Annotated in this window: 40 protein-coding genes and 1 pseudogene; 6 read left to right on the forward strand and 35 right to left on the reverse strand. The window is 60.0% G+C overall.

The window, feature by feature from the left end; translation table 11 throughout:
* Window positions 1-45 precede the first annotated feature (45 nt).
* The 35 genes and pseudogenes from KYK83_RS05300 to KYK83_RS05465 form a co-directional block, all read right to left on the reverse strand.
* A complete protein-coding gene (locus KYK83_RS05300; protein WP_222827470.1) occupies window positions 46-510 on the reverse strand; it encodes a hypothetical protein in 465 nt (154 codons plus the stop codon).
* 13 nt (window positions 511-523) lie between these two features.
* Window positions 524-952 (reverse strand): Bbp16 family capsid cement protein, encoded by a 429-nt coding sequence (locus tag KYK83_RS05305; RefSeq protein ID WP_222827471.1) that lies wholly within the window; start codon window positions 950-952, stop codon window positions 524-526.
* 24 nt (window positions 953-976) lie between these two features.
* A complete protein-coding gene (locus KYK83_RS05310; RefSeq protein ID WP_222827472.1) occupies window positions 977-2,029 on the reverse strand; it encodes a major capsid protein in 1,053 nt (350 codons plus the stop codon).
* 4 nt (window positions 2,030-2,033) lie between these two features.
* Window positions 2,034-2,714 carry a hypothetical protein gene (locus tag KYK83_RS05315; protein ID WP_222827473.1) on the reverse strand — a complete coding sequence of 227 codons (681 nt, stop codon included), beginning with the start codon at window positions 2,712-2,714 and terminating at the stop codon, window positions 2,034-2,036.
* A complete protein-coding gene (locus KYK83_RS05320) occupies window positions 2,689-2,982 on the reverse strand; it encodes a hypothetical protein (RefSeq protein WP_222827474.1) in 294 nt (97 codons plus the stop codon). The genes KYK83_RS05315 and KYK83_RS05320 overlap by 26 nt, the downstream gene beginning before the upstream one ends.
* Window positions 2,979-4,667 (reverse strand): portal protein, encoded by a 1,689-nt coding sequence (locus KYK83_RS05325; protein ID WP_222827475.1) that lies wholly within the window; start codon window positions 4,665-4,667, stop codon window positions 2,979-2,981. The genes KYK83_RS05320 and KYK83_RS05325 overlap by 4 nt, the downstream gene beginning before the upstream one ends.
* Window positions 4,660-4,809, reverse strand: a complete 150-nt coding sequence (locus KYK83_RS05330; protein ID WP_222827476.1) for a hypothetical protein — start codon at window positions 4,807-4,809, stop codon at window positions 4,660-4,662. The genes KYK83_RS05325 and KYK83_RS05330 overlap by 8 nt, the downstream gene beginning before the upstream one ends.
* Window positions 4,802-4,984 carry a hypothetical protein gene (locus tag KYK83_RS05335; protein ID WP_222827477.1) on the reverse strand — a complete coding sequence of 61 codons (183 nt, stop codon included), beginning with the start codon at window positions 4,982-4,984 and terminating at the stop codon, window positions 4,802-4,804. The genes KYK83_RS05330 and KYK83_RS05335 overlap by 8 nt, the downstream gene beginning before the upstream one ends.
* 240 nt (window positions 4,985-5,224) lie before the next feature.
* A complete protein-coding gene (locus tag KYK83_RS05340) occupies window positions 5,225-5,464 on the reverse strand; it encodes a hypothetical protein (RefSeq protein WP_222827478.1) in 240 nt (79 codons plus the stop codon).
* Between the two features lies 1 nt (window position 5,465).
* A complete protein-coding gene (locus tag KYK83_RS05345) occupies window positions 5,466-7,070 on the reverse strand; it encodes a terminase family protein (RefSeq protein ID WP_222827479.1) in 1,605 nt (534 codons plus the stop codon).
* Between the two features lie 10 nt (window positions 7,071-7,080).
* Complete coding sequence (locus KYK83_RS05350; RefSeq protein WP_222827480.1) at window positions 7,081-7,236, reverse strand: hypothetical protein; 156 nt, start codon at window positions 7,234-7,236, stop codon at window positions 7,081-7,083.
* Window positions 7,237-7,246: 10 nt separating this feature from the next.
* Complete coding sequence (locus KYK83_RS05355) at window positions 7,247-7,795, reverse strand: terminase small subunit-like protein (protein WP_222827481.1); 549 nt, start codon at window positions 7,793-7,795, stop codon at window positions 7,247-7,249.
* On the reverse strand, window positions 7,795-8,193 hold the full coding sequence (locus KYK83_RS05360; RefSeq protein WP_222827482.1) for a hypothetical protein: 399 nt from the start codon (window positions 8,191-8,193) through the stop codon (window positions 7,795-7,797). Before KYK83_RS05360 ends, KYK83_RS05355 begins: the two co-directional genes overlap by 1 nt.
* A 22-nt stretch (window positions 8,194-8,215) precedes the next feature.
* A complete protein-coding gene (locus KYK83_RS05365) occupies window positions 8,216-8,410 on the reverse strand; it encodes a hypothetical protein (protein WP_222827483.1) in 195 nt (64 codons plus the stop codon).
* Window positions 8,410-8,772 (reverse strand): hypothetical protein, encoded by a 363-nt coding sequence (locus KYK83_RS05370; protein WP_222827484.1) that lies wholly within the window; start codon window positions 8,770-8,772, stop codon window positions 8,410-8,412. The genes KYK83_RS05365 and KYK83_RS05370 overlap by 1 nt, the downstream gene beginning before the upstream one ends.
* The gene (locus KYK83_RS05375) at window positions 8,765-9,517 is read right to left on the reverse strand and encodes a helix-turn-helix domain-containing protein (protein ID WP_222827485.1); all 753 of its coding nucleotides are present in this window, start codon (window positions 9,515-9,517) and stop codon (window positions 8,765-8,767) included. The genes KYK83_RS05370 and KYK83_RS05375 overlap by 8 nt, the downstream gene beginning before the upstream one ends.
* Entirely contained in the window at window positions 9,514-9,990 is a 477-nt protein-coding gene (locus tag KYK83_RS05380; protein WP_222827486.1) for an endonuclease domain-containing protein, read from the reverse strand. The genes KYK83_RS05375 and KYK83_RS05380 overlap by 4 nt, the downstream gene beginning before the upstream one ends.
* Window positions 9,987-10,340 carry a RusA family crossover junction endodeoxyribonuclease gene (locus KYK83_RS05385; RefSeq protein ID WP_222827487.1) on the reverse strand — a complete coding sequence of 118 codons (354 nt, stop codon included), beginning with the start codon at window positions 10,338-10,340 and terminating at the stop codon, window positions 9,987-9,989. The genes KYK83_RS05380 and KYK83_RS05385 overlap by 4 nt, the downstream gene beginning before the upstream one ends.
* On the reverse strand, window positions 10,337-10,570 hold the full coding sequence (locus tag KYK83_RS05390; RefSeq protein WP_222827488.1) for a hypothetical protein: 234 nt from the start codon (window positions 10,568-10,570) through the stop codon (window positions 10,337-10,339). Before KYK83_RS05390 ends, KYK83_RS05385 begins: the two co-directional genes overlap by 4 nt.
* Window positions 10,567-10,725, reverse strand: coding sequence for a hypothetical protein (locus KYK83_RS05395; protein WP_222827489.1), 159 nt, complete (start codon window positions 10,723-10,725; stop codon window positions 10,567-10,569). The genes KYK83_RS05390 and KYK83_RS05395 overlap by 4 nt, the downstream gene beginning before the upstream one ends.
* Window positions 10,722-11,132 (reverse strand): DUF1367 family protein, encoded by a 411-nt coding sequence (locus KYK83_RS05400; RefSeq protein ID WP_222827490.1) that lies wholly within the window; start codon window positions 11,130-11,132, stop codon window positions 10,722-10,724. The genes KYK83_RS05395 and KYK83_RS05400 overlap by 4 nt, the downstream gene beginning before the upstream one ends.
* On the reverse strand, window positions 11,129-11,476 hold the full coding sequence (locus tag KYK83_RS05405; RefSeq protein ID WP_222827491.1) for a DUF968 domain-containing protein: 348 nt from the start codon (window positions 11,474-11,476) through the stop codon (window positions 11,129-11,131). The genes KYK83_RS05400 and KYK83_RS05405 overlap by 4 nt, the downstream gene beginning before the upstream one ends.
* Window positions 11,476-11,712, reverse strand: coding sequence for a DUF2312 domain-containing protein (locus KYK83_RS05410; RefSeq protein ID WP_222827492.1), 237 nt, complete (start codon window positions 11,710-11,712; stop codon window positions 11,476-11,478). The genes KYK83_RS05405 and KYK83_RS05410 overlap by 1 nt, the downstream gene beginning before the upstream one ends.
* 81 nt (window positions 11,713-11,793) lie before the next feature.
* Window positions 11,794-12,159, reverse strand: a pseudogene (ssb, locus tag KYK83_RS05415) (single-stranded DNA-binding protein); the annotation flags it as partial.
* Window positions 12,159-13,097: a hypothetical protein gene (locus KYK83_RS05420; protein ID WP_222827494.1), complete on the reverse strand. Its 939-nt coding sequence runs from the start codon at window positions 13,095-13,097 to the stop codon at window positions 12,159-12,161. The gene KYK83_RS05420 and the pseudogene ssb, both read right to left, overlap by 1 nt.
* A gap of 11 nt (window positions 13,098-13,108) precedes the next feature.
* Window positions 13,109-13,873: a hypothetical protein gene (locus tag KYK83_RS05425; protein WP_222827495.1), complete on the reverse strand. Its 765-nt coding sequence runs from the start codon at window positions 13,871-13,873 to the stop codon at window positions 13,109-13,111.
* Window positions 13,874-13,988: 115 nt separating this feature from the next.
* Window positions 13,989-14,942: a DNA-methyltransferase gene (locus tag KYK83_RS05430; RefSeq protein WP_222827496.1), complete on the reverse strand. Its 954-nt coding sequence runs from the start codon at window positions 14,940-14,942 to the stop codon at window positions 13,989-13,991.
* Window positions 14,939-16,330 carry a DEAD/DEAH box helicase gene (locus KYK83_RS05435; RefSeq protein WP_346729433.1) on the reverse strand — a complete coding sequence of 464 codons (1,392 nt, stop codon included), beginning with the start codon at window positions 16,328-16,330 and terminating at the stop codon, window positions 14,939-14,941. Before KYK83_RS05435 ends, KYK83_RS05430 begins: the two co-directional genes overlap by 4 nt.
* Complete coding sequence (locus KYK83_RS17400) at window positions 16,330-16,464, reverse strand: hypothetical protein (RefSeq protein WP_283249913.1); 135 nt, start codon at window positions 16,462-16,464, stop codon at window positions 16,330-16,332. Before KYK83_RS17400 ends, KYK83_RS05435 begins: the two co-directional genes overlap by 1 nt.
* Window positions 16,461-16,790 (reverse strand): hypothetical protein, encoded by a 330-nt coding sequence (locus KYK83_RS05440; protein WP_222827498.1) that lies wholly within the window; start codon window positions 16,788-16,790, stop codon window positions 16,461-16,463. The genes KYK83_RS17400 and KYK83_RS05440 overlap by 4 nt, the downstream gene beginning before the upstream one ends.
* The gene (locus KYK83_RS05445) at window positions 16,787-17,251 is read right to left on the reverse strand and encodes a hypothetical protein (RefSeq protein ID WP_222827499.1); all 465 of its coding nucleotides are present in this window, start codon (window positions 17,249-17,251) and stop codon (window positions 16,787-16,789) included. The genes KYK83_RS05440 and KYK83_RS05445 overlap by 4 nt, the downstream gene beginning before the upstream one ends.
* Window positions 17,244-17,489, reverse strand: coding sequence for a hypothetical protein (locus tag KYK83_RS05450; protein ID WP_222827500.1), 246 nt, complete (start codon window positions 17,487-17,489; stop codon window positions 17,244-17,246). Before KYK83_RS05450 ends, KYK83_RS05445 begins: the two co-directional genes overlap by 8 nt.
* On the reverse strand, window positions 17,486-17,635 hold the full coding sequence (locus tag KYK83_RS05455) for a hypothetical protein (protein ID WP_222827501.1): 150 nt from the start codon (window positions 17,633-17,635) through the stop codon (window positions 17,486-17,488). Before KYK83_RS05455 ends, KYK83_RS05450 begins: the two co-directional genes overlap by 4 nt.
* Window positions 17,635-18,333, reverse strand: a complete 699-nt coding sequence (locus KYK83_RS05460; RefSeq protein ID WP_346729421.1) for an HNH endonuclease — start codon at window positions 18,331-18,333, stop codon at window positions 17,635-17,637. The genes KYK83_RS05455 and KYK83_RS05460 overlap by 1 nt, the downstream gene beginning before the upstream one ends.
* Entirely contained in the window at window positions 18,330-18,551 is a 222-nt protein-coding gene (locus KYK83_RS05465) for a hypothetical protein (protein ID WP_222827503.1), read from the reverse strand. Before KYK83_RS05465 ends, KYK83_RS05460 begins: the two co-directional genes overlap by 4 nt.
* A 93-nt stretch (window positions 18,552-18,644) precedes the next feature.
* Between KYK83_RS05465 and KYK83_RS05470 the strand changes: the two genes are divergently transcribed.
* The 6 genes from KYK83_RS05470 to KYK83_RS05495 all read left to right on the forward strand — a co-directional run bounded on the left by KYK83_RS05470 (window position 18,645) and on the right by KYK83_RS05495 (window position 21,329).
* On the forward strand, window positions 18,645-18,971 hold the full coding sequence (locus KYK83_RS05470; protein ID WP_222827504.1) for a hypothetical protein: 327 nt from the start codon (window positions 18,645-18,647) through the stop codon (window positions 18,969-18,971).
* Window positions 18,972-19,053: 82 nt separating this feature from the next.
* Window positions 19,054-19,467 carry a hypothetical protein gene (locus KYK83_RS05475; RefSeq protein WP_222827505.1) on the forward strand — a complete coding sequence of 138 codons (414 nt, stop codon included), beginning with the start codon at window positions 19,054-19,056 and terminating at the stop codon, window positions 19,465-19,467.
* Window positions 19,464-19,916, forward strand: a complete 453-nt coding sequence (locus KYK83_RS05480) for a hypothetical protein (protein ID WP_222827506.1) — start codon at window positions 19,464-19,466, stop codon at window positions 19,914-19,916. Before KYK83_RS05475 ends, KYK83_RS05480 begins: the two co-directional genes overlap by 4 nt.
* Entirely contained in the window at window positions 19,913-20,227 is a 315-nt protein-coding gene (locus tag KYK83_RS05485; protein WP_222827507.1) for a hypothetical protein, read from the forward strand. The genes KYK83_RS05480 and KYK83_RS05485 overlap by 4 nt, the downstream gene beginning before the upstream one ends.
* Entirely contained in the window at window positions 20,224-20,529 is a 306-nt protein-coding gene (locus KYK83_RS05490; protein ID WP_222827508.1) for a hypothetical protein, read from the forward strand. Before KYK83_RS05485 ends, KYK83_RS05490 begins: the two co-directional genes overlap by 4 nt.
* Window positions 20,526-21,329, forward strand: a complete 804-nt coding sequence (locus KYK83_RS05495; RefSeq protein WP_222827509.1) for a phosphoadenosine phosphosulfate reductase domain-containing protein — start codon at window positions 20,526-20,528, stop codon at window positions 21,327-21,329. Before KYK83_RS05490 ends, KYK83_RS05495 begins: the two co-directional genes overlap by 4 nt.
* Window positions 21,330-21,471: the final 142 nt, after the last annotated feature.

Raw genomic sequence — 21,471 nt, forward strand, 5'->3', positions numbered from 1 at the left:
AGAAGCGCAATGCCTCCCGACCCCTCACCCCCTGAGGATGCGTGATTACTGCGACAGCGCAGCGCGGCGGGCTGCAATAGCCGCCTTCACGCCCTTGCGACCCTTGCCGCTGATTTCGGCCTGCTCGATCACACCGAGGTGATCGTCGACCGTTCCATTGGCAATGGCTTCTTCGATGTCGTCGGCACCGCCTTTCAGGAAGTCGTTCACGTTCAGCCGGTCAAGCTGAGCGGTTGCGACCTCTGCAGTCGTGGTGGGCTGCTCGGCACGAGGCATGTCGGAATCGATCGGGCGGAAGCGCGTGCGCGTCTTTACCGTTTCGACTGCCGTGCGAACCAGCTTGCCATTGTCCATGACCGGCTGCTTGAGCGTGACCTCGACATCCTTTTCGATGAAGTCTTCGTCGGAAACAAAGTCTTCATCGACCATCACCACCTGGCCGGGAGCGAAAAGCTGCCCGTCGAAGTAGTTTTCGGGACCGCGGACGATTGCCTGAATTTTCTTACCCATGGTTCAACCCTCCTTATTCGGCGTAGCCGGTTTCGAATGCCGGATAGGTGCTGTCGTCGGTATCGCGAACGATGCCGCCGAAGACGGTGCCAGCGGTGTGGGTGCCGGCCGACACGAACTGAAGGCCAAGATAGCGCTTGCTCGTGCGGGGAACGGCGGTGCGAAGCAGCACGCGGCCTGCGGTAAGGTTCGCCTCAACCACCGCGCCAGACGTCGCAAGGACGGTCGGGCTCGACAGATCGGCAGAAGCGCTTTCCACGAGGTTCACGGTGAGGCTCGTGCCGCTTGCAAAGGCGGTCGTCACGCTCACGAAAATCTGCAGTTCGCGGTTGGTGTTGATGTTGATGCCAGCAACGCCGGTATCAACTTTGTCGGTGGAGACCTGAGTGCCCGTAGTGACCGCCTGGTCATTCGAGAACGTCAGTTCGCGATCGGTAATCATTGATCCATTCCTTTCCTGTCTCGATTAGACCACGCGGGCTTCGTCTGCCTTGAGGGCATCGACGCGGCGAACGGGGACTTCACCCATCACGAGGACGCGCTTGCCGCCGATCGTTTCGTAGGAGAAGTTGCTGTTGTTCGAATTGTTGACCATCTGCTGACGGAAATTCGAACGGATGGTGCGCGGCATGTACCATGCGGCACGTGCCGAACCGGTGCCGTCGTAGCTGACACCCGAAAGACCTTCGACACGCTCGAGCGCTTCGACCATCAGCATTTCAAGCTGAGCGCCGGTCGAATAGTCAGGCGTGAGAAGCGACTTGTCGATGTTCGCGATACGCACCACGCGGCGCGGATCCTTGACCGACAGACCACACTTCCAGATGAAGTTGTCCGACACCGCGAGGAAGCGCTTGCCGTCCGCATCGGTGACGTAGTGGCCGATCTCGTAACCATCGTCGCCGACGCCGGTGTTGCCGGTGACATTGAGATGCGAGATGCCGGCTTTCGAGCCCTTCGGGTAGATACCCTTGGCGCCCATCTGGTCCCAGACAATGAGCCAGATCGAAGCATTGTCGGTTCCGGTACCGCCAGCGTCGATGATCTGGTCGGCGGTGGAGCCCGACAGGCTGTTGAAGCGCGGAGCAAAGCCCGTGTATTCCTGAGGCGACGTTGCTGCGTTGCCGTAGAACAGGGTCTGCGCCTGTGCCTGGTTGAGCGCTTCGTAGAACGCGGTCGCTTCGGTGAGGCGATAGTTGTCGGGATTGCCGCTCATCATCGCCGCCTGGCGATCAATGTCGGACTGACCTTCGAACATGGCCGCGCCTTCGTCGACCTGAGCCACGCGGCTCTTACTCGGATCTACGCCCTGGTTGATGCCACGCGCGGTGACGGTCGGCAGGCCGACGCGTACAGTCGTGCGCTCACCGGTGGGAAGATTGCCTTCCGCCCAGAGCATATCATCGAGAACTTCATTGGACTGCGACAGCCATTCGCCGATAATCGCGGTCTTGCCATCGGGATCGAGGCGAGCCGTAATGTCGGCGAGGGTGTGCAGTTCGGTGCCAAGAACAGCCATTTACTTACCCTTTCCTTCCGTAGAACACTTCGGCCGCAGACTTATCGCCCCCACCGGCACCCGCCGGAGGAGTAGTCGCCTCGGACATCGCGCGACCGGCGACGTTGAGGACGCGAGTGAGCAGGGGATGATTCCCGAGCCCGCTTTCGTTGAGGAATGTCGAGAATTCGGAGCGCAGCGCCGCATCGGGGATAGCCGCAGCAATCGCCTTCGCGCTGTACGCTTGAGCCTCTTTCAGCTTCGCGCCGCCGACTTCGGGATCGGCCTGAAGGTCGCGAGCGAGATTGGCGCTCAGTTCCTTAGCCGCATCGTCCATCTTCTGACCGGCACGCGCTTCTATCATCGGCACGATCTTTTCGGCATAGGCGCCCATCAGCTTGCCAGCCTGATCGTTATCGAGGTTCAGCTCGCGCAGGACGGGCTCGACAGCGTCGAAGCCTTCAGTGTCGAACTCAACACCATCGGGCAGTGCCCAGGCTGCGGTGTCATATGTGTCGGGTGCGCCAGTGACTTCGGTGGTTGTGTCATCACCGCTCGTGTCAGCGTCGTCGTTCGTTACCGCACCCGTATCCGTGTCGGAGGTGTCGGTCGTGGTATCTGCCGTGGCCGCATCGCCAAGCGCTGTAGTCGCGCCAGCATCAGCGGTCTCGGTGGACGTGTCATTCTGGGTAGTCTCGGTCGTCATGGTTCGCTCCTTCAGGGGTGAGTTCTCTCTTGGCTTCGATGGCCGCAGCTATTGCGTCGATCGGGTCCACGGGCGTTGCCGAGAACCAGCCAAGGATTTCGAGCCCCAAGGAGCGCTTGCCTTCATGGAAAAGGCGTTGCTGCTCTTCGCGAGTTATCTTGGTGATACCGGCCGCACTATAAATCTCAAAAAGCAGGCGGCGGAAGCCTTCGTCCCGCATCAACCGCTCGCGGTCTTCAGCGAGAAGCCTGTCGTATGCCCGGCTCAAAACCGTGCCCCGTCATTTGACATCTCGGCGATGTTCTGGGCCGCAGTGGTGGCGTCCTTGGCAGGAGACGCGAGCGCCGCCATCTCCGCCATCTGTTCCTGCTGCTGGCGCGACTTGCGCATTTGCTCGACCATCGCGCTGTCACGAATTGCCGAGGCAGGAAGGTTGGCGCGTTCGGCGTAATCGTCGATAATCGCGTCGGGGTCGATCTTGTCGAGAACCTGTGGGCCGAAGACCTGACCGAGCGAACCGACAAAGCCGACCACGCGTTCGGTCGAGGACAGGCCGAGCATTTTCTGCGCCATCGACAGGATGGAGACGAACTCAACCTTGAGCTCGCGGCCCTGCAGTTCTTCAGGCGCTTCCGGAATCAATCCACCACGTTCAGCAATGCTGATTATGCGCTCGACTGCGATAGGAAGCATGTCGTCGTTCACCATCTCGACCACGGGGCCAATCTGGCTGAGCTTTTCCTCATCGCGCTTGAGGATTTCCTCGATATTGCGCGGCTGCACGCCCGGCATGTTCGTGATCGCCATGAACAGATCGGCATAGGTCAGCCGGTCGATCTGCTCCTTGATCTCGCGAATGTCCTCCCGCACCGCCGACAGCGCTTGCGGATTGACCTCGTAGATCGGCTTCGCAGCCTGAACGGCACTCAGGTCGGCAACGTGCGTATGGGCACCGGGCCGCATGTCCAGATCGCGAGCGACACCGGCAGTCGGCGGCTTGGCAAGGAGGTCGGTCAGTTCGCGCTTGCGCTTCGCCTGCATGGCCAGTTCGCGCATGTCGCCAAGTGCGTCGTGGCCTACGCCTCGACCATAACCGGATCCGTCACGCGTATTCCAGCGTGGTCCCCAGAAGGGCCGTTCGCCGTACCACTTGGCTTCGAGTACCGCGTTCTTGCGGTCGTCCTTTTCGTCCCAGATGGTTGCGTCGAAGCGTAGGCCACTGCCGGGCTCGATCAGTTGCTTGCAGTGAACTACGGTATCGTAATTCGAAGCGTACCACTGGTTTTTTACATACGTGCTGACGGCAGACCAGTTCATGCGCCCACCGGGACCGGCGACGAATTTCTCGACGATCTGGTCGACCGTCATCGGGCAGTCGCGCAGCAGTGTGTCGACGCCAAATGCGCTGTTGAAGCCGAGCCAGAATGTGCCGATCGGTTGTGCAAGACATGGCGCGACTTCGATCGGGTGTTCGGTCATTAATCCGCAGGCCGGGCCAAAGCGGGCCATCTCACCGTAGTTCTGGCGTGCGACCTGGTAGAAATTGGACGCGTCGAACATGCGGTAGATGATCGACTGAAACTGGTCTTTCCACTCGCGCGCGGCGGCGTATTCGTTGAGTTCCGGATCGGCGAAGCTGAAATCGAACCACGGGCGGTTCGGACTCGAAAGGCCCGAATACATCCCACCCTCGATCGTGCGGAATGAGAGGATGGGATAGCTATCGATCAACTGGCGCATCTTCGGGCGCCGACCGCCGCTGCCGCTCTTGACGCGCAAGCCCGGTATCTCACCGTAACCCGAGAAGTCGGCGATCGAATGCCAATCGTCTTCGTCGCCTGAGCGTTGCGCCTTCAACGACTTGGCGCGTTTCTCCACATGGTCGCGGCGGCCGCGCTCGGAAGACGGCGCACTGTCGGGTTTCTTGCGCAGCGAAAGCGTGCCTTCAGCCATTGGCATCGTGCTCCTTGCCGCAGGCTGCACAGACTATTTTGCCATCGCCCTTGTCCGGCGACTGCTGCTGTTGTCCGCAACCGCAGACGAGCGCGATCCAGTCCTGGCCACGCTGCTTGAAGAGGGTGACGGGATTAGCCACCGAGCGTCGAGGTCGTCAGCGGAGTGTTGGCGCTTGGAGAAGCGCGGGACACGAGCGCGGCATAGCCACGGCGACGACGCATGGGATCGTCGATGCCGGCCGATTTGGTTTCGGGAGCCTTCATCGCCTGGCGCTGAGCCGGGGGCGGGGGAGGTTCGGGAACGTCGGGAGCCATGCACATCGCGGAATTTCCTTTCCGCGAGTGACGCTATGGCGGCGCTAATCGTATCTCAAAATTGGGTCAGAGGTCCGCGTAGGGGTCGTGGCGAGCACAGTTAGGCGGTTCAGGATCGGTCGCGCTCTGCTGCACCTTTCCGCACTCGCGACACTGGCGCGTGTAAACGCCGTGCTGCTGAGACCATGGGCCCCACGGGTGCAGCCCGATTGCGCACCCTTCGGCGAGTTGGTTAGCCATTCAGTTTACCGTGTCGGGCTCGGACTTGCGCAGCAGCACACCCAAGGCCTCGCGATAACCATGCACCACGCCTTCGAAGAACGCGCGCTCGACTGCAGTCGGTAGTAGCCCCGGCTTCACCATCCGGAATGTTACATCGGGCACGCCATCCTTCATTCGCGCTTCGACTTCGATTGGCTTGCCGAACTTGGCGACGAAAGTGTTCTCGGCAGTGGAGATGAGAGTTTCAACAATGTTCATTTCATAGTTCCTCGTATGGGTTGTAAGCCTTCTTCACCATCATCGCCTGCACAACCTCTTCCTTGAGCGTGTCGATGTTGGCCATGATCACCGCATCGCCCTTGTCGGGTGAGCGGCCCAGATCCTCTTTCATTTCGTCTTTCGAGCGGACCTTGATGACGGTCTTCTTCGGACCCTTCACCGGCGTCCACTTGTAGGCGCACAGATCGGCCTTCAGCGCCGGATCGTTCGGCAGCGCGCACTTCACCGGGTTTGCCGGGTCTAGGGTTTCGCGCATGCGCCACACCAGTTCAGAGCGCAGGTTGAAGAACCCGAACATGCCGTCGACCGTCTGCTCCTTGGAGCCGCGAGCCGCGTTGATGCCGACGGTCTGTATTTGGTCCTCGACGAGTACGTTGTAGACGGTCAGCCCCCATCCGATGAGGTCGATATGCACCGGCGCCCGATCGCGGCGATGCTCGATGACCTTGGACGCGCCGACACGCCCTGCGGTGAGCTGCGGAATGTCATGGCCGGGGATGGTGATGAGCTCGTCGAACCATGCGGAATAGCGGGGCGCGATGACGAAGTTGTCGGAGCCGCCGGTCGCCACGTCGACGCCCATTGAATCCATCTCGCCCTTTGCGTCACGCGGCTCCCATCGCTCCATGGCCGCATCGACCCATGCTGTCGGGATAACCTGCCATTCATCGTCCTCGACACCTGCGGAGAAATCGCCTTCGAGCATTTGCGAACGCAGTGGTTCGGGCAGTGATTGCAGCGTTTCGATGTAGCCCGAGCGGACGTAGAAATAATTATCGGTGACGCGTGATGGGATGAACGTGCGCGACTTCGGCGTGATGACTTTCTCAGGCGAGAATTCGGACGGGTCGAAGTCGTAGACCGGTTCGCCGCGGAACAGCACGAACTTGCGATTGTCCGGCATCCAGACATCGCGGCCCTTGATTGTCGTCACCCAACGCACTTCGCCGGGCTGCGCGGGCTCAGGGTGCTTTTTGTCGAGCCATGGACCGAAGAATTCCAGCACCCAGCGGCCCTCGGCAGTTGTAGGCGGGTTGAACGTCATCAATACACGCGCGCGTTGATCGGAGAGGTTGGTACGCGTCCAGCCCATCGTGAACCGCACCTGCCCTTCGCGTTGCTCGGTGACTTCGTCGTATGCCTTGAGGTCGTGCGCGCGGCCCTGCCACTTTTGGTGATCGGTCGGATTGTCGAGACCCGCGAATTCGATCAGTCGTTCGGCGCCATCCGTGTGCGTCTTCCAGATGCCCTTTTGCGAGTTGAGCCCATCGGTCGTGCCGAGAATTTCGGTCATGCGCTGCACAAGGCCTTCGGTCTGCGCTTTCTCGCGCCGGAAGATGGCCGTGCGTCGATGTTCGGTCAGTGCCAGCCCGCAGATCAGGTCCGACTTTCCGCCGCCAGCAGAGCCGCCATAGCCGGTCACGAATGCGGTTGCGTCCGCGGCTTCGGATTGCCTGCCGACCTGAGCGCGCCAGATATGTTCGGCAAGATCGGCTTCGAAGAGGTGGTCTATCTCGGCGCGAAGTTCATCGTCAGCTGCGGCGTAGAGGGCTTCCCAACCTTGTGGCGTGGTCGGGAAGTTCATGCGTCACCGCCTACATCCAGCCCATTCCGAGAGCCAGCGAGACCATGAATATTCCGCCCGATACAGCCGGCGGATCGCACATCACGCTGCCGTCGAAGATCAGCGCCTTGAGGCCCATCGCGGCGTAGAAGCCGGACGCTATCACGATGAGCCAGATTATCCACATGCGGCATAGATTAGTCCTCTTCCGGCGCAGGAAGCAAGCCCTGCTCGCGTTTCTCAGCCATCAGCGCTGCCAGGCGGGAGAATTTCTCGACCTCGCCCGCATCGCGCTGGATCCGTTCGCCGCCGCTGGTGACGTCGAGCCTTGCCCCGTAGGTCTTTGGTTTGAGCATCTGCGCTTGCTTGTGGATCGTATCGACGACCAGCTTGCGGTGCCCGAGCATGTCTTCGTGGCGAACTTCGGTGAATGGCATCGCCACACCGCCGATGTTGACCACCTTGTCGACCTTGATTTCGCCGATCATGGGTGTCTCGGCAACGCGCATAGCCATATCCATTTTCGCCTCGATGCCACAATGCCTCGCGCGCGCGACTTTCTGCACCAACCCATCAGGGTCTTCCGCATCAGCCTCGTAATACCAATTCCAGAACGTCCGCTCGCAGCACAGCCATTGCTCACGATCTTCACCGAGGGTGCGACTGATCGGTATGCCCGCGGATAGTTCTGCCAGGACGTGGCGAGTGATCTTCTCGCGGTCAGGGGTGGTGATCGACTTACCCATCACTGAGCCTCTTTCGGAAAATGCTTGCAACCAATGTCCTTGCGAACCCCACAACGCGGGCAGGGCGTGCGATCGACGCGGACGAGTACGGCAGGGAATTCGATACGCTCGCGCTGCTGGACACGCTTGAGCCGTTCACTGGCCCGGCGCTTCACCCGGCGCTTGTGTTCCTCCCATTCGATGCCGCGGGGATTGTCGGCCATGGTGGAGCGAATGATCTCAGCCGTCGTGATAGTCAGCCTGGTCCCGCGACGAACAGAGGATCGAAGCGAGGGACGAACGCCAGCAGCGGTGACGAAGCGATTGTAGTTGGTCCCGGTGCGCCGACACCACCGATTGATCTCGGCAACAACCTGAAGCGATTCATCGATCGTGAGCAATAGCCGCTCGTGCCTCATGGCCGCGCTCCTTGGGGGTAGTTCATGCCTTGCGAACCGCGATGACGTCGCCCGCAGTTCCATCGTGGATCCAGCGCGGCCCGGTCGCAGGCCATGGTGCCAATTCGTCGCACCAACCCGTGCGAAGCTGCACCCAGTAGCCGTCCGATGCGTTCGGTGGGTTCTTCTTGCCGGATATGCGCGAGAAGCCCGGCGCCGGTATGGGGCGAAAGGGCATTAGCCACGTTGATCCTCGATCGCTTTGATGCTGCCAATCTGCTTCGATCCGCCGCGGCGATCGGTCAGGGCGGGGGCGCTTCGACCGGGGAGCGAATGGCCGTCCCGCTGAAGCTGGCGAACTGTGCGCTCGTGCTGCTCGTGGCTCTTGACCGTGAAGCTGCCGAGGATCGCCGGGATGATCTGGCCATGGTGCGTCACGGTGCGGCCCGCTTCCTTCGCGGCCTGCTGAAGTACGGAGGCCGGAAGATGGGCAACATCCGTAGCGCAGACAGTGAGCCATTCGTGCGCCGCATCGTCGGACATACCGGCGGGCCGAACGCGTGCCAGGCTCGCCGAAAGGATCGAGACGCGCTCAGCCACCGAGGCTGGCGATTGCGCGCTGTGCGGCGGTTGCGGTTCCTGTCGAACGATAGCTTGAGTTTGGGGAGGTCCGCTGTCTGTCATCGTATTGGCCTTCGAGGATCTTGGGGATGGTGTCCGGTCGGGTGAAGAAATCGAGGTTTGCGCCGTTCCAGTTGCCGGTTTCACCTCGGAGGAAAGCACTCTTCGGAACGTGCTCGATGGCCTGAGTGATGGCGTCGAAACCGTGTTCGGAGATGCGGGCGTTGATCGTCCTGCGGCGCTTCGGTGTCAGCTTTTCCCAGCAGGACAGGCTTAGCGGCTTTGCCATGGAGGCCCAGCGCTCAAGAACCTCTTCGGCTTGTCGCGCGCTCCGAGGTTTATCGTCAGATAAACCGATAGAAGGTTCCTTAGAAGGTTCCGTGTCCCGTTTTTGGGACTGTTTCCGTCCATTTTCGGAACTGTTCCGTTTTTGGGACGGTTCCGCTTTTGGGATGCTTCCCATAGCGGCTTGGTAAACTTTGATTTGCTTGGTTTTTCCGGTTCGTTCGCCAGTGTCGACTAGGACGCCTTGCCGTTCAAGTTCAGCAATATTGCCGATGATGGTTTTGCGGTTCTGGCCGGTGATTTCGCATAGGTGTTCTACCGATGGATAGATGCGACCGGTGCGATAGTTGGCGCACTCGCACAGGGCGACGAGCGTGAACTTCACGCTGCTGGATTTGCATTCTTGCTTGAACGCCCAGGCTAGTGCTTCGCTGCTCATTTGGGCCCCCGTAGCCATTGGCCAACTTCAGCAGCGCAGCCGCGCGGGTCCGAATGAATTTCCCGGCCGGTGAAGCGCATGACCGCATATCCATGGATCACACAGTAACGGTCACGGCGCTTATCTCGCTGAATCGCTTCATCGCTATTGTGATACGCCGCTCCGTCGGCCTCGATAACGAGCGAACGGCCTCCATCCTTGAGCAAGATATCAGCACGATACGGACCAATCGCGGCTTGCGTTATCACTTCGGCTTGCGAGGCCTCGTGGCTCAGCCAGTCGATGATCGCGGATAGGAGGAGGTGTTCAATCGGAGTGTCGGTTAAATCGAGTTCGATTTCGCAGGCGGGCACGATTGGAGATCGCGCACCTCTCTCGCGATGAAAGGCCTTGCGCTCACCACGAACACCCAAGCAGCGTTGACCGGCGGGCGCTCCGCACTTCGGGCACGTCTTTTCGATAGGATGGCTCATAGCGCCACCTCGATGCGTCCGGGCTTCTCTGGCGCGTTGAAGCGATAGGTCGGGTGAAAGCGATAGTCGTCGACATCCAGCCCCAACGCGATCCCGTCGAGAGCGGCCTTCAGCATATACTGCATGTTGTCGCGGTCACGCTTGCGCTTGTCGGGCGGAGTGATCGTGATGACGAGCGGGATGGGAGCGTCGCCCGCAAAAGCATCGCGAGCGGCTCTCGTCGGGTACACTTCGCGGGTGAGCGTCCAGGCATCGTCCTTGGCTTTCGCCTTCGCGCGATACAGCGCCATGTAATGGAGGCGCGCATTCGGGCTGAGACGCTTATCCGGCCATGGGAGGGTGATCTTCATTTCCCCTCCAGTGTGTATGGATCGCCACGCTCGGCAGCGTCCAGCTTGGCCAAGAGGACGTGACGCTCCCACGCCGCGTCAGCAGCGGACGGCATATCAAGAAGCGCGCTCAGGTTGTAACGCCGCGCCTCGCGGTAGAGCCCGGCGAGCTTGCGCTCTGCGTTCTCAAGCATCTCTTCCATGCGGCGGATGCGGTACGCTTCGTATGCGAGTTGCCGATCGGTTATCATTGCGGCCACCGCGCAGCAGGAAGACCCATGCGGGCGCGCATCGCGTCCACGTTGGCACGGATGAGCGCGCGATCTTTGGCAATGCCTGCCTTCCGCATTGTGCGGGCTGCATCGCTTGCGTCGGGCGCGCGGCGAAGGAATGAGAACAGGCTCATGCGGCTTCCTCCAGTAGAAGTTCGGGATCACAGCCGAGCGCGTCCGTCAGCAGACGAATGGTGTCGTCGTACAGGCGCTCGAAGGCGTCGCGCTTCATAGACGCGACGGCCATGCTGTGAGGGATTTTGCGGATTTCTCCGGTGAACTGGTCGACTTCCTCGTCGAACAGGTGGAGCGCGATCAGAATGTCTTTGCGCAGGTGCTCGGTCGAGGTCCACTTGCCGGTAGCCTCGACCACATTGTTCAGGATGGCGAAGTACTTGCGATGCTGGGCCATGTTCCGCGGCTTCCACACCTGCATGAAGACGCGTTCGCCTTCAGCAAGCTTGGCCATGATGTCCCGCGCGTCGCGCGACGACGGTGCGAGGGACAAGCCCTGTTTCCGGAAAGTGGCGGTATCTTTCATAGCCCACGCTCCCGCTTCGCCTTGACGATTTCAGCTTTCTTTGGGCTGGACTTGGCGAAGGCATCGGCCAACGCGGCCATATTAATGCCGTGCTCGCTCTCGAAGCTGCTCTCGCCAATTGTGTGCTGCTCGTGATGATGATCGCGGCACAGGCTGATCGTGTGCCAGTCAGAGGGTTTGCGGCCCATGCCAGCATCTGACCCACGCCGAACATGCGCGACCTCGATCGGCCGGTTGTCGCAGCCCGGAACGCAGCAGTGATGGTCCCGCACAAAGTTGCAGTGCGCGGGACTTTTCCAGCGTCCGGGCCGCTTATCGGCTTTAGGGAGGCGCCGAGGAAGCATCAGCCGATGCCGAGCGCCGCTTTGTACATCTCGAGGATGGTTTCCTGTTCGGAACGCTCGTCAGGCTTCATCGCGCGCAGGCGAATGACCTGGCGCATGATCTTGGTGTCGTAACCGACTGCCTTCGCTTCGGCGTACACATCGCGAACGTCGTCAGCGATGCCCTTCTTTTCCTCTTCGAGACGCTCGATGCGTTCGATCAAAAGGCGCAGTCTATCGTCGGTGGCTTCTGCCATCGTCTTTCTCCTTGGTTAAAATGGAAGGTCGGAATCGTCGGCGCCGGTGTCGGGCGCGTCTTCGTAGGTTTGTCTGCGCTCGCCGCGTTCACCGCCAGCGCTGTCGAGCATCGTCAGCACGCCATTCATTCCGCGCAGGTGGATCTCGGTGCTGTATCGGTCGTTGCCGGACTGATCCTGCCACTTGCGGGTCGTCAGCTGGCCCTCGACGTAGATCTTGCTACCTTTGCGCAAGAAGCGCTCGACGACGCCGATCAGGCCTTCGTTGAAAATAGCCACGGTATGCCACTCGGTGCGCTCTTGGCGCTCACCGGTGTTCTTATCTTTCCAGCTTTCGCTTGTGGCGATGCGAAGGTTCGCGACCTTGCCACCGTTCTGAAAGCTGCGGACTTCAGGGTCAGCGCCGAGATTGCCGATCAGCATGACCTTGTTGAGTGAGCCGGCCATTATGCCACCTTCCGATCTTCGGTGATTGTGAAGCCGGGGATCTCGCGCATGCCGCGGCGAACATCCTCATCGGCCAGTGTTTGGAGGAAGGCCTTCACCCGATCGGGCTGCGCCTTGGCGTAGTGGACAAGGGCTTTGCCGCCTTCGCCCGGGTTGAGCGCAGCAGACCAATAAGAACGCATGCCGATCGCGCGGAACTCGCCCTTCGCCTGCACCTTTTCGCGTTCGACCGACTTCAGGGCCGAGGCGGCTTCTTCGGCTTGAGCGAGCAGGTCGTCCGCCTGATCCATCTTGGACAGGTCGTCGGCCTTTTTCGCTTCCTGACGGGCGGCGAGGGCAGCGGCCTGCTTTTCTTCGGCTTCCTTGCGCGCGGCGTCTTCACGAGCGCGCTTTTCTGCCTCGAGCTTGTTCAGCCACGGCGTAAGGAGGTTACCGAGAGCCTGCACCGCCTTGCTTACCGAGCCCGGCTTCTTGTTCTTCAGCGGCGCGGTGTAGGCGTTGTAGCGGTCCTGAATCTCGGCGATCTTGTCGTCGAGCGGCTTCTTCTCTTCGACGCGGGCTTTGTCCGCGAGCTTGGCCGAGTCCTGCAAAAGCTGGCGGAGCTTGCCCACCTTGTCGGCCTGTTCCTGGTTCTCGATCTGAGTGCCGTCGGCCCAGTTGGCCGCTTCGGTCAGCAAGTCGTCCATGTGGATCTTGACCGCTTCCCATTCAGGCTTGATTTCCGCCTCGGGCGGGGGCTCATTGCCACCGATCTGCGCGCGCGGATTGAGCGCTGCCTCGGTCGCTTCGTCCGTCAGCTTCGTGACGTGAGCGTCTAGCGCATCGATCTCGGCGGTACGGTCGGGCTCGGTACGGCGAAGCTTGTTCAGCGCGTTCTTCGCATACGAGAGGGGCATGGTGTCGATCGCGACAGGCCCCTTGCTGGATTGGTATTGCATGGGGGCTCTCCTCAGTAAGGAATTTCGTCTTCAAGGACTTCGGCGAAGTCCGACGCGGGTTTTTCGGATTGCTTGGCCTTCTGATCGCTCTCGGCCTTCGCCATCCTGGCGAGCTTGGTGTTCAGGGCCTCAAGCGCCTTGCCGTATTGGTCCTGATCAAGGTGACGCAGGTTCTCGACGCCGTAGTGCTTGCACATGTCAGCGGTGTCCGTGCCGGTGGCTTTAATCAGCCCGGCAAGACGCGCCCATTCGGCATCCGGCATCTCAGCCTTCGGTTCCTTGGCCTCTTCAGCCGTCGGTTCGTCCGCGTGGAGGTCGCCCTTGTGCCAGAGGTCCAGAGCAGCACCGAAACGCATCGCTGCATTGCGCAGCGCGTCTCCGATGATTTCCTTGATGGCGTCGCCGCCCTTCTTGCCGTCCGCTGAGCCATACCCTAGGCGGGTGACATCAAGGACGGTTAGCTTGATCCAGAGCCCGCCGTTTTGATCGAAGGCCGGAAGACCATCCTGCCCGAAGGACACCGGCTCCCAGTACCAGTGGGGGTCGGTGTCGAGCAGGCGATCGGTCAGCGCGGCATGGCCGACGTAATCCAGATGAACCACGTCAGGATGATGCCAGCCACCGCAAATCTTGCAGCGGATGCCCTTTTTGAAGTCCGCCTTAACTGCGTCATTCTGTGCCTTGGTGGGCTTCGGCAGTTTGCTGATGTGGTGTTGGGGAAACGGCTCCCGTAGCTTGTCGAGCGTTGGAGGCTCGACCTTCACCTGTGCATTCATGGTACTCTCCTTGGTTGAATTGGTCATATGAGACCCGCCCACTTGGCCAGGCCGAAGCCGGTCACGGTCGTCAGCGTAAAGGCGATTGCGAACAGGACGGGGCCGTAGTTGTTGGTCATGCGGCGCTCGCGAACAGACCGCCCAGGTCCGCTTTCGCTTTTTCGAGGTTCCGCTTGGCCTGCGCGAAATACGAGGGCTTCAGTTCGATCCCGATGCCTTTGCGACCCATCTGAACCGCGCTGTAAACTTCGCTGCCGATGCCAAGGAACGGGGTCAAAACAGTGTCGCCGGGATTGCTCCACAGGTCGATGCATCGCTCGATAACGTCGAGTTGCAGCGGCGATATGTGCTGTTCGTCTTTCTCGTCTCGCCCGCCACGATACTGCAGGGTGCGTGTCTGGTTGATATCCATCCAAACCGGCGATGCGTAACGCTGCCAGACTTCGATCGAATACCAGTTACGTCCATCCGTGGGCGTCGTGTACTTGCTGCGATCGGGTTCATCGGTTCCGCTATATCGATCGAAGCAACCGGAGACCGGCTCGGGGTTCTCGCCGGGCTTGCGGAACGTGAGAATGTAGTCAGCCAGTCCTTGCCCGCTGATGCAGCTATCCTTGACGATCTGCTTGTGGAGCAGACGAATAGACTTAGTGCGCTGCTGAGCGACTACGGGGTCTTTCCAAATGCAAACCTCGCTATGGAAGATCCAGCCTGCATCCTCGTAAGCGCGGACAACTTCACCGCGGAAGTCGCGCATCCCGATAAAGCCGTGCCGCACCTTGCTTGTCGGCAACTGCATGACGTGAACGGCATGGAGACGGCCAGGCATTGTCACGCGCAGCAATTCGGAAATCAGGAACCCATAGTGCTCCCAAAAGCCGGGCCCCTCATTGTTCGATATGTCGCGGTCGAAGTTCGAAAACTTGTAAAGCCCCTCGAACGGTGGCGAGTGAACACCGAAGTGAATGCTGTCACCGGGGATCGCGCGGATAACCTCGCAGCTATCACCCTGATAAATTGCGTATTCGTCGGTTACTTGCTGCTCGACGCATTTAATGCCCTCGATCATGCTGCTCTCTCCAAGAATGCGGGGATCGTCACTGGGACGGACGGAGTGTAATTCGGGGTGTCGCGCACGCTGCCGCGCACGGCTTCGCTCGACAGATCGGCCATGTGCATGACCATGGCCGCCGCCATGCGATCTGCGTCAGCTTCCTTGCGTTTGATGTTGGCGACAGTTGCGCCCTCAAGTTCGCTGGCAATAATGTGAGCGGTGACTGGCTTCTGCTGACCAAACCGCCAGAACCTGCGCACGGCCTGATAGAACTGCTCGAAGCTGTCGTTGAGGCCGACGAACCCGGTGTCCGCGCAATGCTGCCAATTCATCCCGAAGCCAGCGAGGCTCGGTTTGGTTATCAGCACGCGGATTTCACCGTCGCTGAATGCCAGTAGGATGCGCTCTTTTTCGCCTTCTTTCAGTCCACCATGGAGATTGACGGCGCCGGGTATCTGTTTGGCTAGAAGTTCGGCTTCGCCATTTAGATTGCACCACCAGACGAAAGGACGATCCGAAGGCGTTATTGATGCCGCCATTTCGCAGCGCGGTTCTACCGTCGTGCGACGTGCAGCGATACGCTCCGAAAGCGTCTGCGCCTGCATAGGGAACAGCGTTCCCATTTCAGCGTCCGGCGCATAGTCAGCGGCTACGATATGCTGGCGGAATTGCAGCGGCGGCAAGTCGTACCCATCGTTCGCATAGCCAAGGTCTGACGGCTTCCGGAGCATGACAGCCCAAGAGGCCATCCATTTCCAGAACTCGTTTTCAGCGTGTCCTTTGAGGCGCCATTTTTGCGTGTCGCCGCCATCGTGAACAAAGAATGTGGCGAGCATGTCGGTATAGGACATGATGCCAAGGAACTCGGCGTGGTTGCCCAATTCCATGAAATCGTTCGGCGCGGGTGTCGCGGTCGCAGCGAGACGGAACGGGATGGCCTGGCAAGCTTCGATCAGCTTTGTGCGGTAGTGGCCATCGGTGTTCTTGAGGATGCTGCTTTCATCCAGGATAACGCCGCCGAACTTCGACAGATCGAAATGATCCAGCTTCTGATAGTTCGTGATGTTTGTACCGGCGCTGCAATCATCTTGTGACGCGACGATGCGCGCGGGGATGCCGAACTTGTCGGCTTCACGCGCCATCTGTTGCGAGACAGCCAGCGGAGCGAGATGCAGGATATTTTTGCCGGTTACCTGATTGATTGCCTGCGCCCACGCCAGTTCCATCAGGCTCTTGCCGAGGCCCGTTCCTGCGAACAATGCCGCGCGACCACGCTTAAGCGCCCACCGAACGATATCGCGCTGGTGAGGAAACAGGCAGTCGGGAAGCGCAGGCGGGTTGTCCAATCCCGTCATGGGATCGGTCACAGCTTTGCGCGTTAGAAACTGGATATACGGGTCCATCACGCCCACACCCCCGCCCAAGCGGCTAGGGCACCAATCACTTCTGCCAGCGCCCACAGCCCGAGCCCGATCAGCGCACCGAACCGCAGTTCTTCGAGCCAGAGACGGACGTTTTCGCGGGTGAAGGGGGTCATGCTGGCACCTTCCCGCCAACCATGAGGTCTATGACTTCACGGTCGAACTCGTCGGCTTTGGGAGGGGTGACTTTGCGGAACAGGCGTGCGTCGAAGTAAGCGAGGAAGCCTTCGCAAAGCAGATAGAGAACATCGCCCTCATCGCCGCCATGTTGCTCACGCCCCATCACAGCCGTGTCCGTCACGGTGTAAATCGAGCCGGTGACGGGCTTGCAGAATGTCTCGCTGAATGTGCCAATGTCATCAGCACGATGATCGGTGCCTTCTGGAATCCAGCTGACGTTGCGAATGCATTGCGCCAGATCGCCTTTCTGCCAGTCGCTCATGCTGCCCTCCGCTTCGCGTCTTCGTCGACGATGGCCTGCATCTGCGGGATCAGCGGGCGGAACAGCTTGGCGAGCACTGCGGTATCGACGTGGCAGCGCTTCCCATCGGCAAGGCGCTGAAGGTACTCGGCGACCGTGCCGGACAGGTTCGTAACGAGGTCCATGTCGTTGGCCGGCTGCGCGTTCTTCGGACGCGGCGAATCCAGACCGTAGAGAGCGAAAACCTCTTCCAGCGCATTCGGATCGGCTGCGAGGCTATTGAGCAGGTTCTCGGACGATGGCAGCGATGGCCCTGTCAGCGCGCGGTTGATCGTGACCGTATCGCCGAAGCCCGCCTTATCGGCGAATGTACCCTTTCCGAGGGCGTTGCTGACACGACCCCATGCAGCGCTGAGTGCGCGCGACAGGTTTGTCTTTGTCTGCGGCTCGCGGCGACAGACTTGCTTGACCTGATCAGTCATTACGAACCTCATGAAAGGAGATCGGAGATTGAGCGCCAGCGCGACCCGGGAGAGTGGAGGCCACGCTGGCGCTCGCCGCCTCGCCAAGGGGGTGGCGAGTGGGTTTGGTTGTCAGGAGCCGTTCGAGCGCACGGGCTTCGGCGCGGCGCATAGGCAGGCCGCCGACGTTGACCGGATCGGCAAAGGGCTGGGCCAGCGCGACACGCACAGCAGCGAGGGTGGAGGGGCAGGAGGTCATGCCGCACTCGGACCCAAGCCGTGTTCACAGAACGGGCAATTGCAGAGGGGGCCATGCTGATCGTTAGCGGGGCGGGGGAGAGCGCCGCGAAACGCGTAGCGGGCGGCGATCATGTCGTAGGTGAGCGAGACGAGGAGATTCATCATCACGCTGCCTCCTTCACTTTGCGAGGCCGCCCACGGCTCAGTTTGATACCGTGCTTTCTCGCGACCTTGGCTGCGGTTGATGCGCTGCAATCTGCGAGCTTGGCCGCATCCACAGCGTTATGGCCGAGCTTTAGGAAGCGGAGGACGCGGGCCGAGGGCTTCTTGCCTTCAAGCTTCACTCGCAACGCTTCTGGCGAGATGGCCGCCGTGGGAATATCTGGATGGTTCAGGCTGGCGAATTCACCATGCAAATGAAGGGCCAGCGCGTCATATGCCAGATCGGCCTCTCGGATCGTGTCAAACCCGTAGAAGGTATGAAGCGAGCCGCGGACCATGATCTTAACGACGATATGCCCGGAGATGAGGTGGACGCCCTTTCCGCCGCCCCACTCTTTGCGTTCACGGCGTTGATTGCGGACATTCTGGCCGAAGGTCGCAAAGCGAAGATTGACCTTGCGGTTGTCCCATGGATCGCCGTTGATGTGATCGACCACCATGCCTTTGGGCGGACGCCCCAAGATTTCGTGATGGGCGAAAATGACCTTACGCCTGCCGGTGCTTTCGCGACGGGCTGGGCGTTTATGATTGCCGCTTGGGTTGCTGCAATTGTGCGCATACCAAGAGTGGGCGTTGAGGCGTTCAAAATCCTCGTCGTCGCAGAGCATCGAATAGCCCTGTGTGGCTGGGATCGACCTCATGCTGCCACTCCCGTCTGCCGAGCCTTCGCAATCACCGGGCAAAGCTGCGAAGCATTGAGCGCCCCACCAGTCTTACTTTCAGCGTTGAGCGCCAGTTCGGCGGGCCAGTCGCTTGAATTGCGAAGCTGAGAGAGGCGGCTTTTGGAAACCCCCATCTCAGTGGCTAGCTGGGTCAGCGACATTGCGTCGGCCCGCTGGAGATATTTGTGCAACGTCATAGCCAGTGGTTTAGCGAGACTAAACGAATGACGCAAGCATTTTGTTTAGTCAGACGAAACGACTATGTTTTCCGACCGATCTATAATCGGCGGATGGCTGCACCCGGACACGACTGGTATCTGAAGCAATGGCTTCGCTCGCTTAATAAGAAGCAGGCGGACATCGTGCGCGACCTCGATTGGAACAAAGCGCGCGTTTCCCTCACCGCTAGCGGGAAGCAGGCCTATACGCGTGACGATATAAACGAGATCGCGGAATACCTGAACCTGCGGCCATACGAACTGCTGATGCATCCAGACGATGCGATGCGGCTGCGCCAGCTAAGGGCTGAAATGCTCCGCCTGGCACACGAGGCCGATGAGGCTGTTGGAGAGTCGGTCGACAAACCCAACAAGCCGGAGCGTGTTTCGACAGGCTAAACTTTTCTCTTGTGTTATTCGTTTAGCTAGCCTAAACCTACTCCCACACCACCAATCCACCGATTGGCGAAAGGGAGTAGTTATGACCTCGAATTCCAACGGTACGGCAAGCGAACTTGCGGGCGCCCTCAGAGACTGCCTCAAGGTTATCAGCGATGCGCTCCAGGACGATTTTCTAGACGCTTCGACAGACGCGGGCGCGATCCTGTGTGGTGACGTTTGCGCGAATGCTATCTCGCGAGCTCAGAAGGCACTAGCCGCACATAAAGCCATGCGAGGCGAAGTGATCGCTCCGGAGGGGTGCAATGAGTACCTAACGCCCGGGAAGGCATACGAAGCTTTCGGGGCTGATGACGATGAGGACAGCTTCAAGGTCATCGATGACACCGGCGACACGCTATTCTGCCTGAGAACTGGCGACGCGCACCTCAACGGCCTCGATTGGATCACTCCCGTCGATCAGGTTGACGCCCATGCTGAGCAGGTGCCAGCATGACCCCCTCCAAGATCGAGGGTGGGCCCAGGCATACCGATGCAGACGTAGAGGACGCCTGCAACACGCTACGAAAAGCCATTGAGGCGGCTGAGAACAGCAATCACGCTGGCGAAATTTTCGTGCTAGCAGCAGTTGCCAAGGCTCAATCCGAAGTCGTCGTTTGTAGGCCTGAATTTGAGAAAACTCTGGATGATCTGGCGCAGCTTTGTGCTGGCGCGATCCAGCTAATCGAGAGCGCCGAGAGCGATACGAACTGGGGTCAACCCACGTTCGGGCCTTCCTACAGTGAAGATCAGCTGGAGCGTCTCGAGGCTTTGCATGAGCCACTTGCCGACCTGTTTATCTATTTGTCCGGCAAGCGCCGCCACGCATCCGACTGCGCAACCTCCATCGCGCCAGCTTATCTGCCACGCCCCTGTGACTGCACCTATCGGGAGGATGGCCAATGACCCCCTCCAAGATCGAACGCGAGGGTGGGGTGCCGCAAACCTTCACCGTTGAAGTTACTCAAACCATCGAGGTCGAACTAGACCCCGCTAAGTTTGACGACACGTTCATGGAAGAGTTCCGCGCGAGCTTTTTCCCGTTCTACACGCTTGAGCAACACGCTGAGCACATCGCGCAGCTTCAGGCTCGCGGCATTATCGATCTGGACGGATTCCTGTCCGATCTTGAGTTCGTAGAGGGTTACGGGCCGGTCAGGAAAATGGGCCTCAAGGCGCGCGTGACTGACAGCGACACCGAGGTTGTGCTGCCATGACCGCCGTAACCCCGATCACCCGCGCCCTAACCGCCTATAACCAGACGGCCCGCAACGACGAGATCGACGCTTTCGCCCGAGACATGACCGAATGCGAGCAAGTCCGCATGCTTGTGGCGATCATCCAGGGCGGTGCGGGTATCGAGCAATGCGACGATCTGGTCGATGCTCTGGCCCCGTTGAGTGAGGTTCTGAGCGAGCACTATGACGACATCGCGGATGCCGCAGTGTTTGGCGACATGGCCAAGCCGAGGGATCGCCGGTCGCCTCGTGCCGTGTCTTGGATGGAGGGGGCGTCGTGAGCAAACTCCTTTCATCCAGTGCCGCAATATTGAAGCAGGCCATCGAAGATTTCAGCCCGACGCATATCGTGTCGATGGTATCGGGCGGCTATGATAGCGCCGCCAGTGATCAGGTGGCGCGCGAACTCGGCGTAAAGATCGATCTCGTTATGCACGGCAACACACGCTGCGGCATTCCGCAGACCAGTGAGTTCGTGCGTAGCCACTATGGCAGTCTCGGTGAATATGTCGAAGCGGACGCTGGCACCGCTTACGAAGACTATGTTTTGCGCAAGGGCTTCTTTGGCAAGGGTATTGCCGCCCACGGCTTTTCATATCGCATTCTGAAAGCCACCCCGTTCCGCAAGGCTGTTTCCAAGCACATTCGCCAGCGCAAGCGTGATGTTCGCGTCATGCTCCTTAACGGTGCGCGCAAGGATGAAAGCGAGAACCGTCAGAAGCATTTGCAAACATTCCGTCGTGACCCTGCCTGCCCGAACAATATCTGGGTGAACCTCATCCACGATTGGGACCAGCAGAGCCGCGACGATTATCTGCGCAGCCGCAAAACCCCGCTAAACCCGGTTGCCACTCAGCTTTGCCGTTCTGGCGAGTGCATGTGCGGCACCATGCAAACCGCGCAAGAGCGTGGCGAGGCGGCGGCAATCTATCCCGAGTGGGGGAATTGGCTTTCCGAACTGGAGCAGGAAGCACGGCGCTTGCACGGCTTTGGGTGGGGCGAGCCATTCCCCAAGATCGACCGACGCCAGAAGATGCTGCCACTCGATTTCCAACCCATGTGCAAAGACTGTGTGAGGTAGAAATGAGGCTTACAACATCGGACGCCCTTAGGCGAGCCAGAGGGGCATTGGCTGCGATTGTGGCCGACCCTGATAGCAGTCAGTCGGCCGTCGATATAGCGAAACGGGCTTTACGAGAAACAGCCTTTCCCACCCCCGAAAG

This window comes from Qipengyuania pacifica, from assembly GCF_019857205.1.
Lineage (GTDB): Bacteria > Pseudomonadota > Alphaproteobacteria > Sphingomonadales > Sphingomonadaceae > Qipengyuania > Qipengyuania pacifica.

What these genes read in the sequence shown, in the direction of transcription:
- KYK83_RS05470 (WP_222827504.1), top strand. Translation starts at nt 18,645, where the DNA reads ATGGCTGCACCCGGACACGACTGGTATCTGAAGCAATGGCTTCGCTCG.
- KYK83_RS05420 (WP_222827494.1), bottom strand. Translation starts at nt 13,097, where the DNA reads ATGCAATACCAATCCAGCAAGGGGCCTGTCGCGATCGACACCATGCCC.
- KYK83_RS05305 (WP_222827471.1), bottom strand. Translation starts at nt 952, where the DNA reads ATGATTACCGATCGCGAACTGACGTTCTCGAATGACCAGGCGGTCACT.
- KYK83_RS05410 (WP_222827492.1), bottom strand. Translation starts at nt 11,712, where the DNA reads ATGGCAGAAGCCACCGACGATAGACTGCGCCTTTTGATCGAACGCATC.
- KYK83_RS05375 (WP_222827485.1), bottom strand. Translation starts at nt 9,517, where the DNA reads ATGAGCAGCGAAGCACTAGCCTGGGCGTTCAAGCAAGAATGCAAATCC.
- KYK83_RS05345 (WP_222827479.1), bottom strand. Translation starts at nt 7,070, where the DNA reads ATGAACTTCCCGACCACGCCACAAGGTTGGGAAGCCCTCTACGCCGCA.
- KYK83_RS05350 (WP_222827480.1), bottom strand. Translation starts at nt 7,236, where the DNA reads ATGTGGATAATCTGGCTCATCGTGATAGCGTCCGGCTTCTACGCCGCG.
- KYK83_RS05315 (WP_222827473.1), bottom strand. Translation starts at nt 2,714, where the DNA reads ATGACGACCGAGACTACCCAGAATGACACGTCCACCGAGACCGCTGAT.
- KYK83_RS05385 (WP_222827487.1), bottom strand. Translation starts at nt 10,340, where the DNA reads ATGAAGATCACCCTCCCATGGCCGGATAAGCGTCTCAGCCCGAATGCG.
- KYK83_RS05365 (WP_222827483.1), bottom strand. Translation starts at nt 8,410, where the DNA reads ATGCCCTTTCGCCCCATACCGGCGCCGGGCTTCTCGCGCATATCCGGC.
- KYK83_RS05475 (WP_222827505.1), top strand. Translation starts at nt 19,054, where the DNA reads ATGACCTCGAATTCCAACGGTACGGCAAGCGAACTTGCGGGCGCCCTC.
- KYK83_RS05340 (WP_222827478.1), bottom strand. Translation starts at nt 5,464, where the DNA reads ATGAACATTGTTGAAACTCTCATCTCCACTGCCGAGAACACTTTCGTC.
- KYK83_RS05355 (WP_222827481.1), bottom strand. Translation starts at nt 7,795, where the DNA reads ATGGGTAAGTCGATCACCACCCCTGACCGCGAGAAGATCACTCGCCAC.
- KYK83_RS17400 (WP_283249913.1), bottom strand. Translation starts at nt 16,464, where the DNA reads ATGACCCCCTTCACCCGCGAAAACGTCCGTCTCTGGCTCGAAGAACTG.
- KYK83_RS05335 (WP_222827477.1), bottom strand. Translation starts at nt 4,984, where the DNA reads ATGGCTCCCGACGTTCCCGAACCTCCCCCGCCCCCGGCTCAGCGCCAG.
- KYK83_RS05360 (WP_222827482.1), bottom strand. Translation starts at nt 8,193, where the DNA reads ATGAGGCACGAGCGGCTATTGCTCACGATCGATGAATCGCTTCAGGTT.
- KYK83_RS05435 (WP_346729433.1), bottom strand. Translation starts at nt 16,330, where the DNA reads ATGGACCCGTATATCCAGTTTCTAACGCGCAAAGCTGTGACCGATCCC.
- KYK83_RS05460 (WP_346729421.1), bottom strand. Translation starts at nt 18,333, where the DNA reads ATGAGGTCGATCCCAGCCACACAGGGCTATTCGATGCTCTGCGACGAC.
- KYK83_RS05490 (WP_222827508.1), top strand. Translation starts at nt 20,224, where the DNA reads ATGACCGCCGTAACCCCGATCACCCGCGCCCTAACCGCCTATAACCAG.
- KYK83_RS05450 (WP_222827500.1), bottom strand. Translation starts at nt 17,489, where the DNA reads ATGACCTCCTGCCCCTCCACCCTCGCTGCTGTGCGTGTCGCGCTGGCC.
- KYK83_RS05310 (WP_222827472.1), bottom strand. Translation starts at nt 2,029, where the DNA reads ATGGCTGTTCTTGGCACCGAACTGCACACCCTCGCCGACATTACGGCT.
- KYK83_RS05455 (WP_222827501.1), bottom strand. Translation starts at nt 17,635, where the DNA reads ATGATGAATCTCCTCGTCTCGCTCACCTACGACATGATCGCCGCCCGC.
- KYK83_RS05440 (WP_222827498.1), bottom strand. Translation starts at nt 16,790, where the DNA reads ATGAGCGACTGGCAGAAAGGCGATCTGGCGCAATGCATTCGCAACGTC.
- KYK83_RS05430 (WP_222827496.1), bottom strand. Translation starts at nt 14,942, where the DNA reads ATGATCGAGGGCATTAAATGCGTCGAGCAGCAAGTAACCGACGAATAC.
- KYK83_RS05400 (WP_222827490.1), bottom strand. Translation starts at nt 11,132, where the DNA reads ATGAAAGATACCGCCACTTTCCGGAAACAGGGCTTGTCCCTCGCACCG.
- KYK83_RS05485 (WP_222827507.1), top strand. Translation starts at nt 19,913, where the DNA reads ATGACCCCCTCCAAGATCGAACGCGAGGGTGGGGTGCCGCAAACCTTC.
- KYK83_RS05405 (WP_222827491.1), bottom strand. Translation starts at nt 11,476, where the DNA reads ATGCTTCCTCGGCGCCTCCCTAAAGCCGATAAGCGGCCCGGACGCTGG.
- KYK83_RS05445 (WP_222827499.1), bottom strand. Translation starts at nt 17,251, where the DNA reads ATGACTGATCAGGTCAAGCAAGTCTGTCGCCGCGAGCCGCAGACAAAG.
- KYK83_RS05395 (WP_222827489.1), bottom strand. Translation starts at nt 10,725, where the DNA reads ATGAGCCTGTTCTCATTCCTTCGCCGCGCGCCCGACGCAAGCGATGCA.
- KYK83_RS05425 (WP_222827495.1), bottom strand. Translation starts at nt 13,873, where the DNA reads ATGAATGCACAGGTGAAGGTCGAGCCTCCAACGCTCGACAAGCTACGG.
- KYK83_RS05300 (WP_222827470.1), bottom strand. Translation starts at nt 510, where the DNA reads ATGGGTAAGAAAATTCAGGCAATCGTCCGCGGTCCCGAAAACTACTTC.
- KYK83_RS05380 (WP_222827486.1), bottom strand. Translation starts at nt 9,990, where the DNA reads ATGAGCCATCCTATCGAAAAGACGTGCCCGAAGTGCGGAGCGCCCGCC.
- KYK83_RS05480 (WP_222827506.1), top strand. Translation starts at nt 19,464, where the DNA reads ATGACCCCCTCCAAGATCGAGGGTGGGCCCAGGCATACCGATGCAGAC.
- KYK83_RS05325 (WP_222827475.1), bottom strand. Translation starts at nt 4,667, where the DNA reads ATGGCTGAAGGCACGCTTTCGCTGCGCAAGAAACCCGACAGTGCGCCG.
- KYK83_RS05465 (WP_222827503.1), bottom strand. Translation starts at nt 18,551, where the DNA reads ATGACGTTGCACAAATATCTCCAGCGGGCCGACGCAATGTCGCTGACC.
- KYK83_RS05390 (WP_222827488.1), bottom strand. Translation starts at nt 10,570, where the DNA reads ATGATAACCGATCGGCAACTCGCATACGAAGCGTACCGCATCCGCCGC.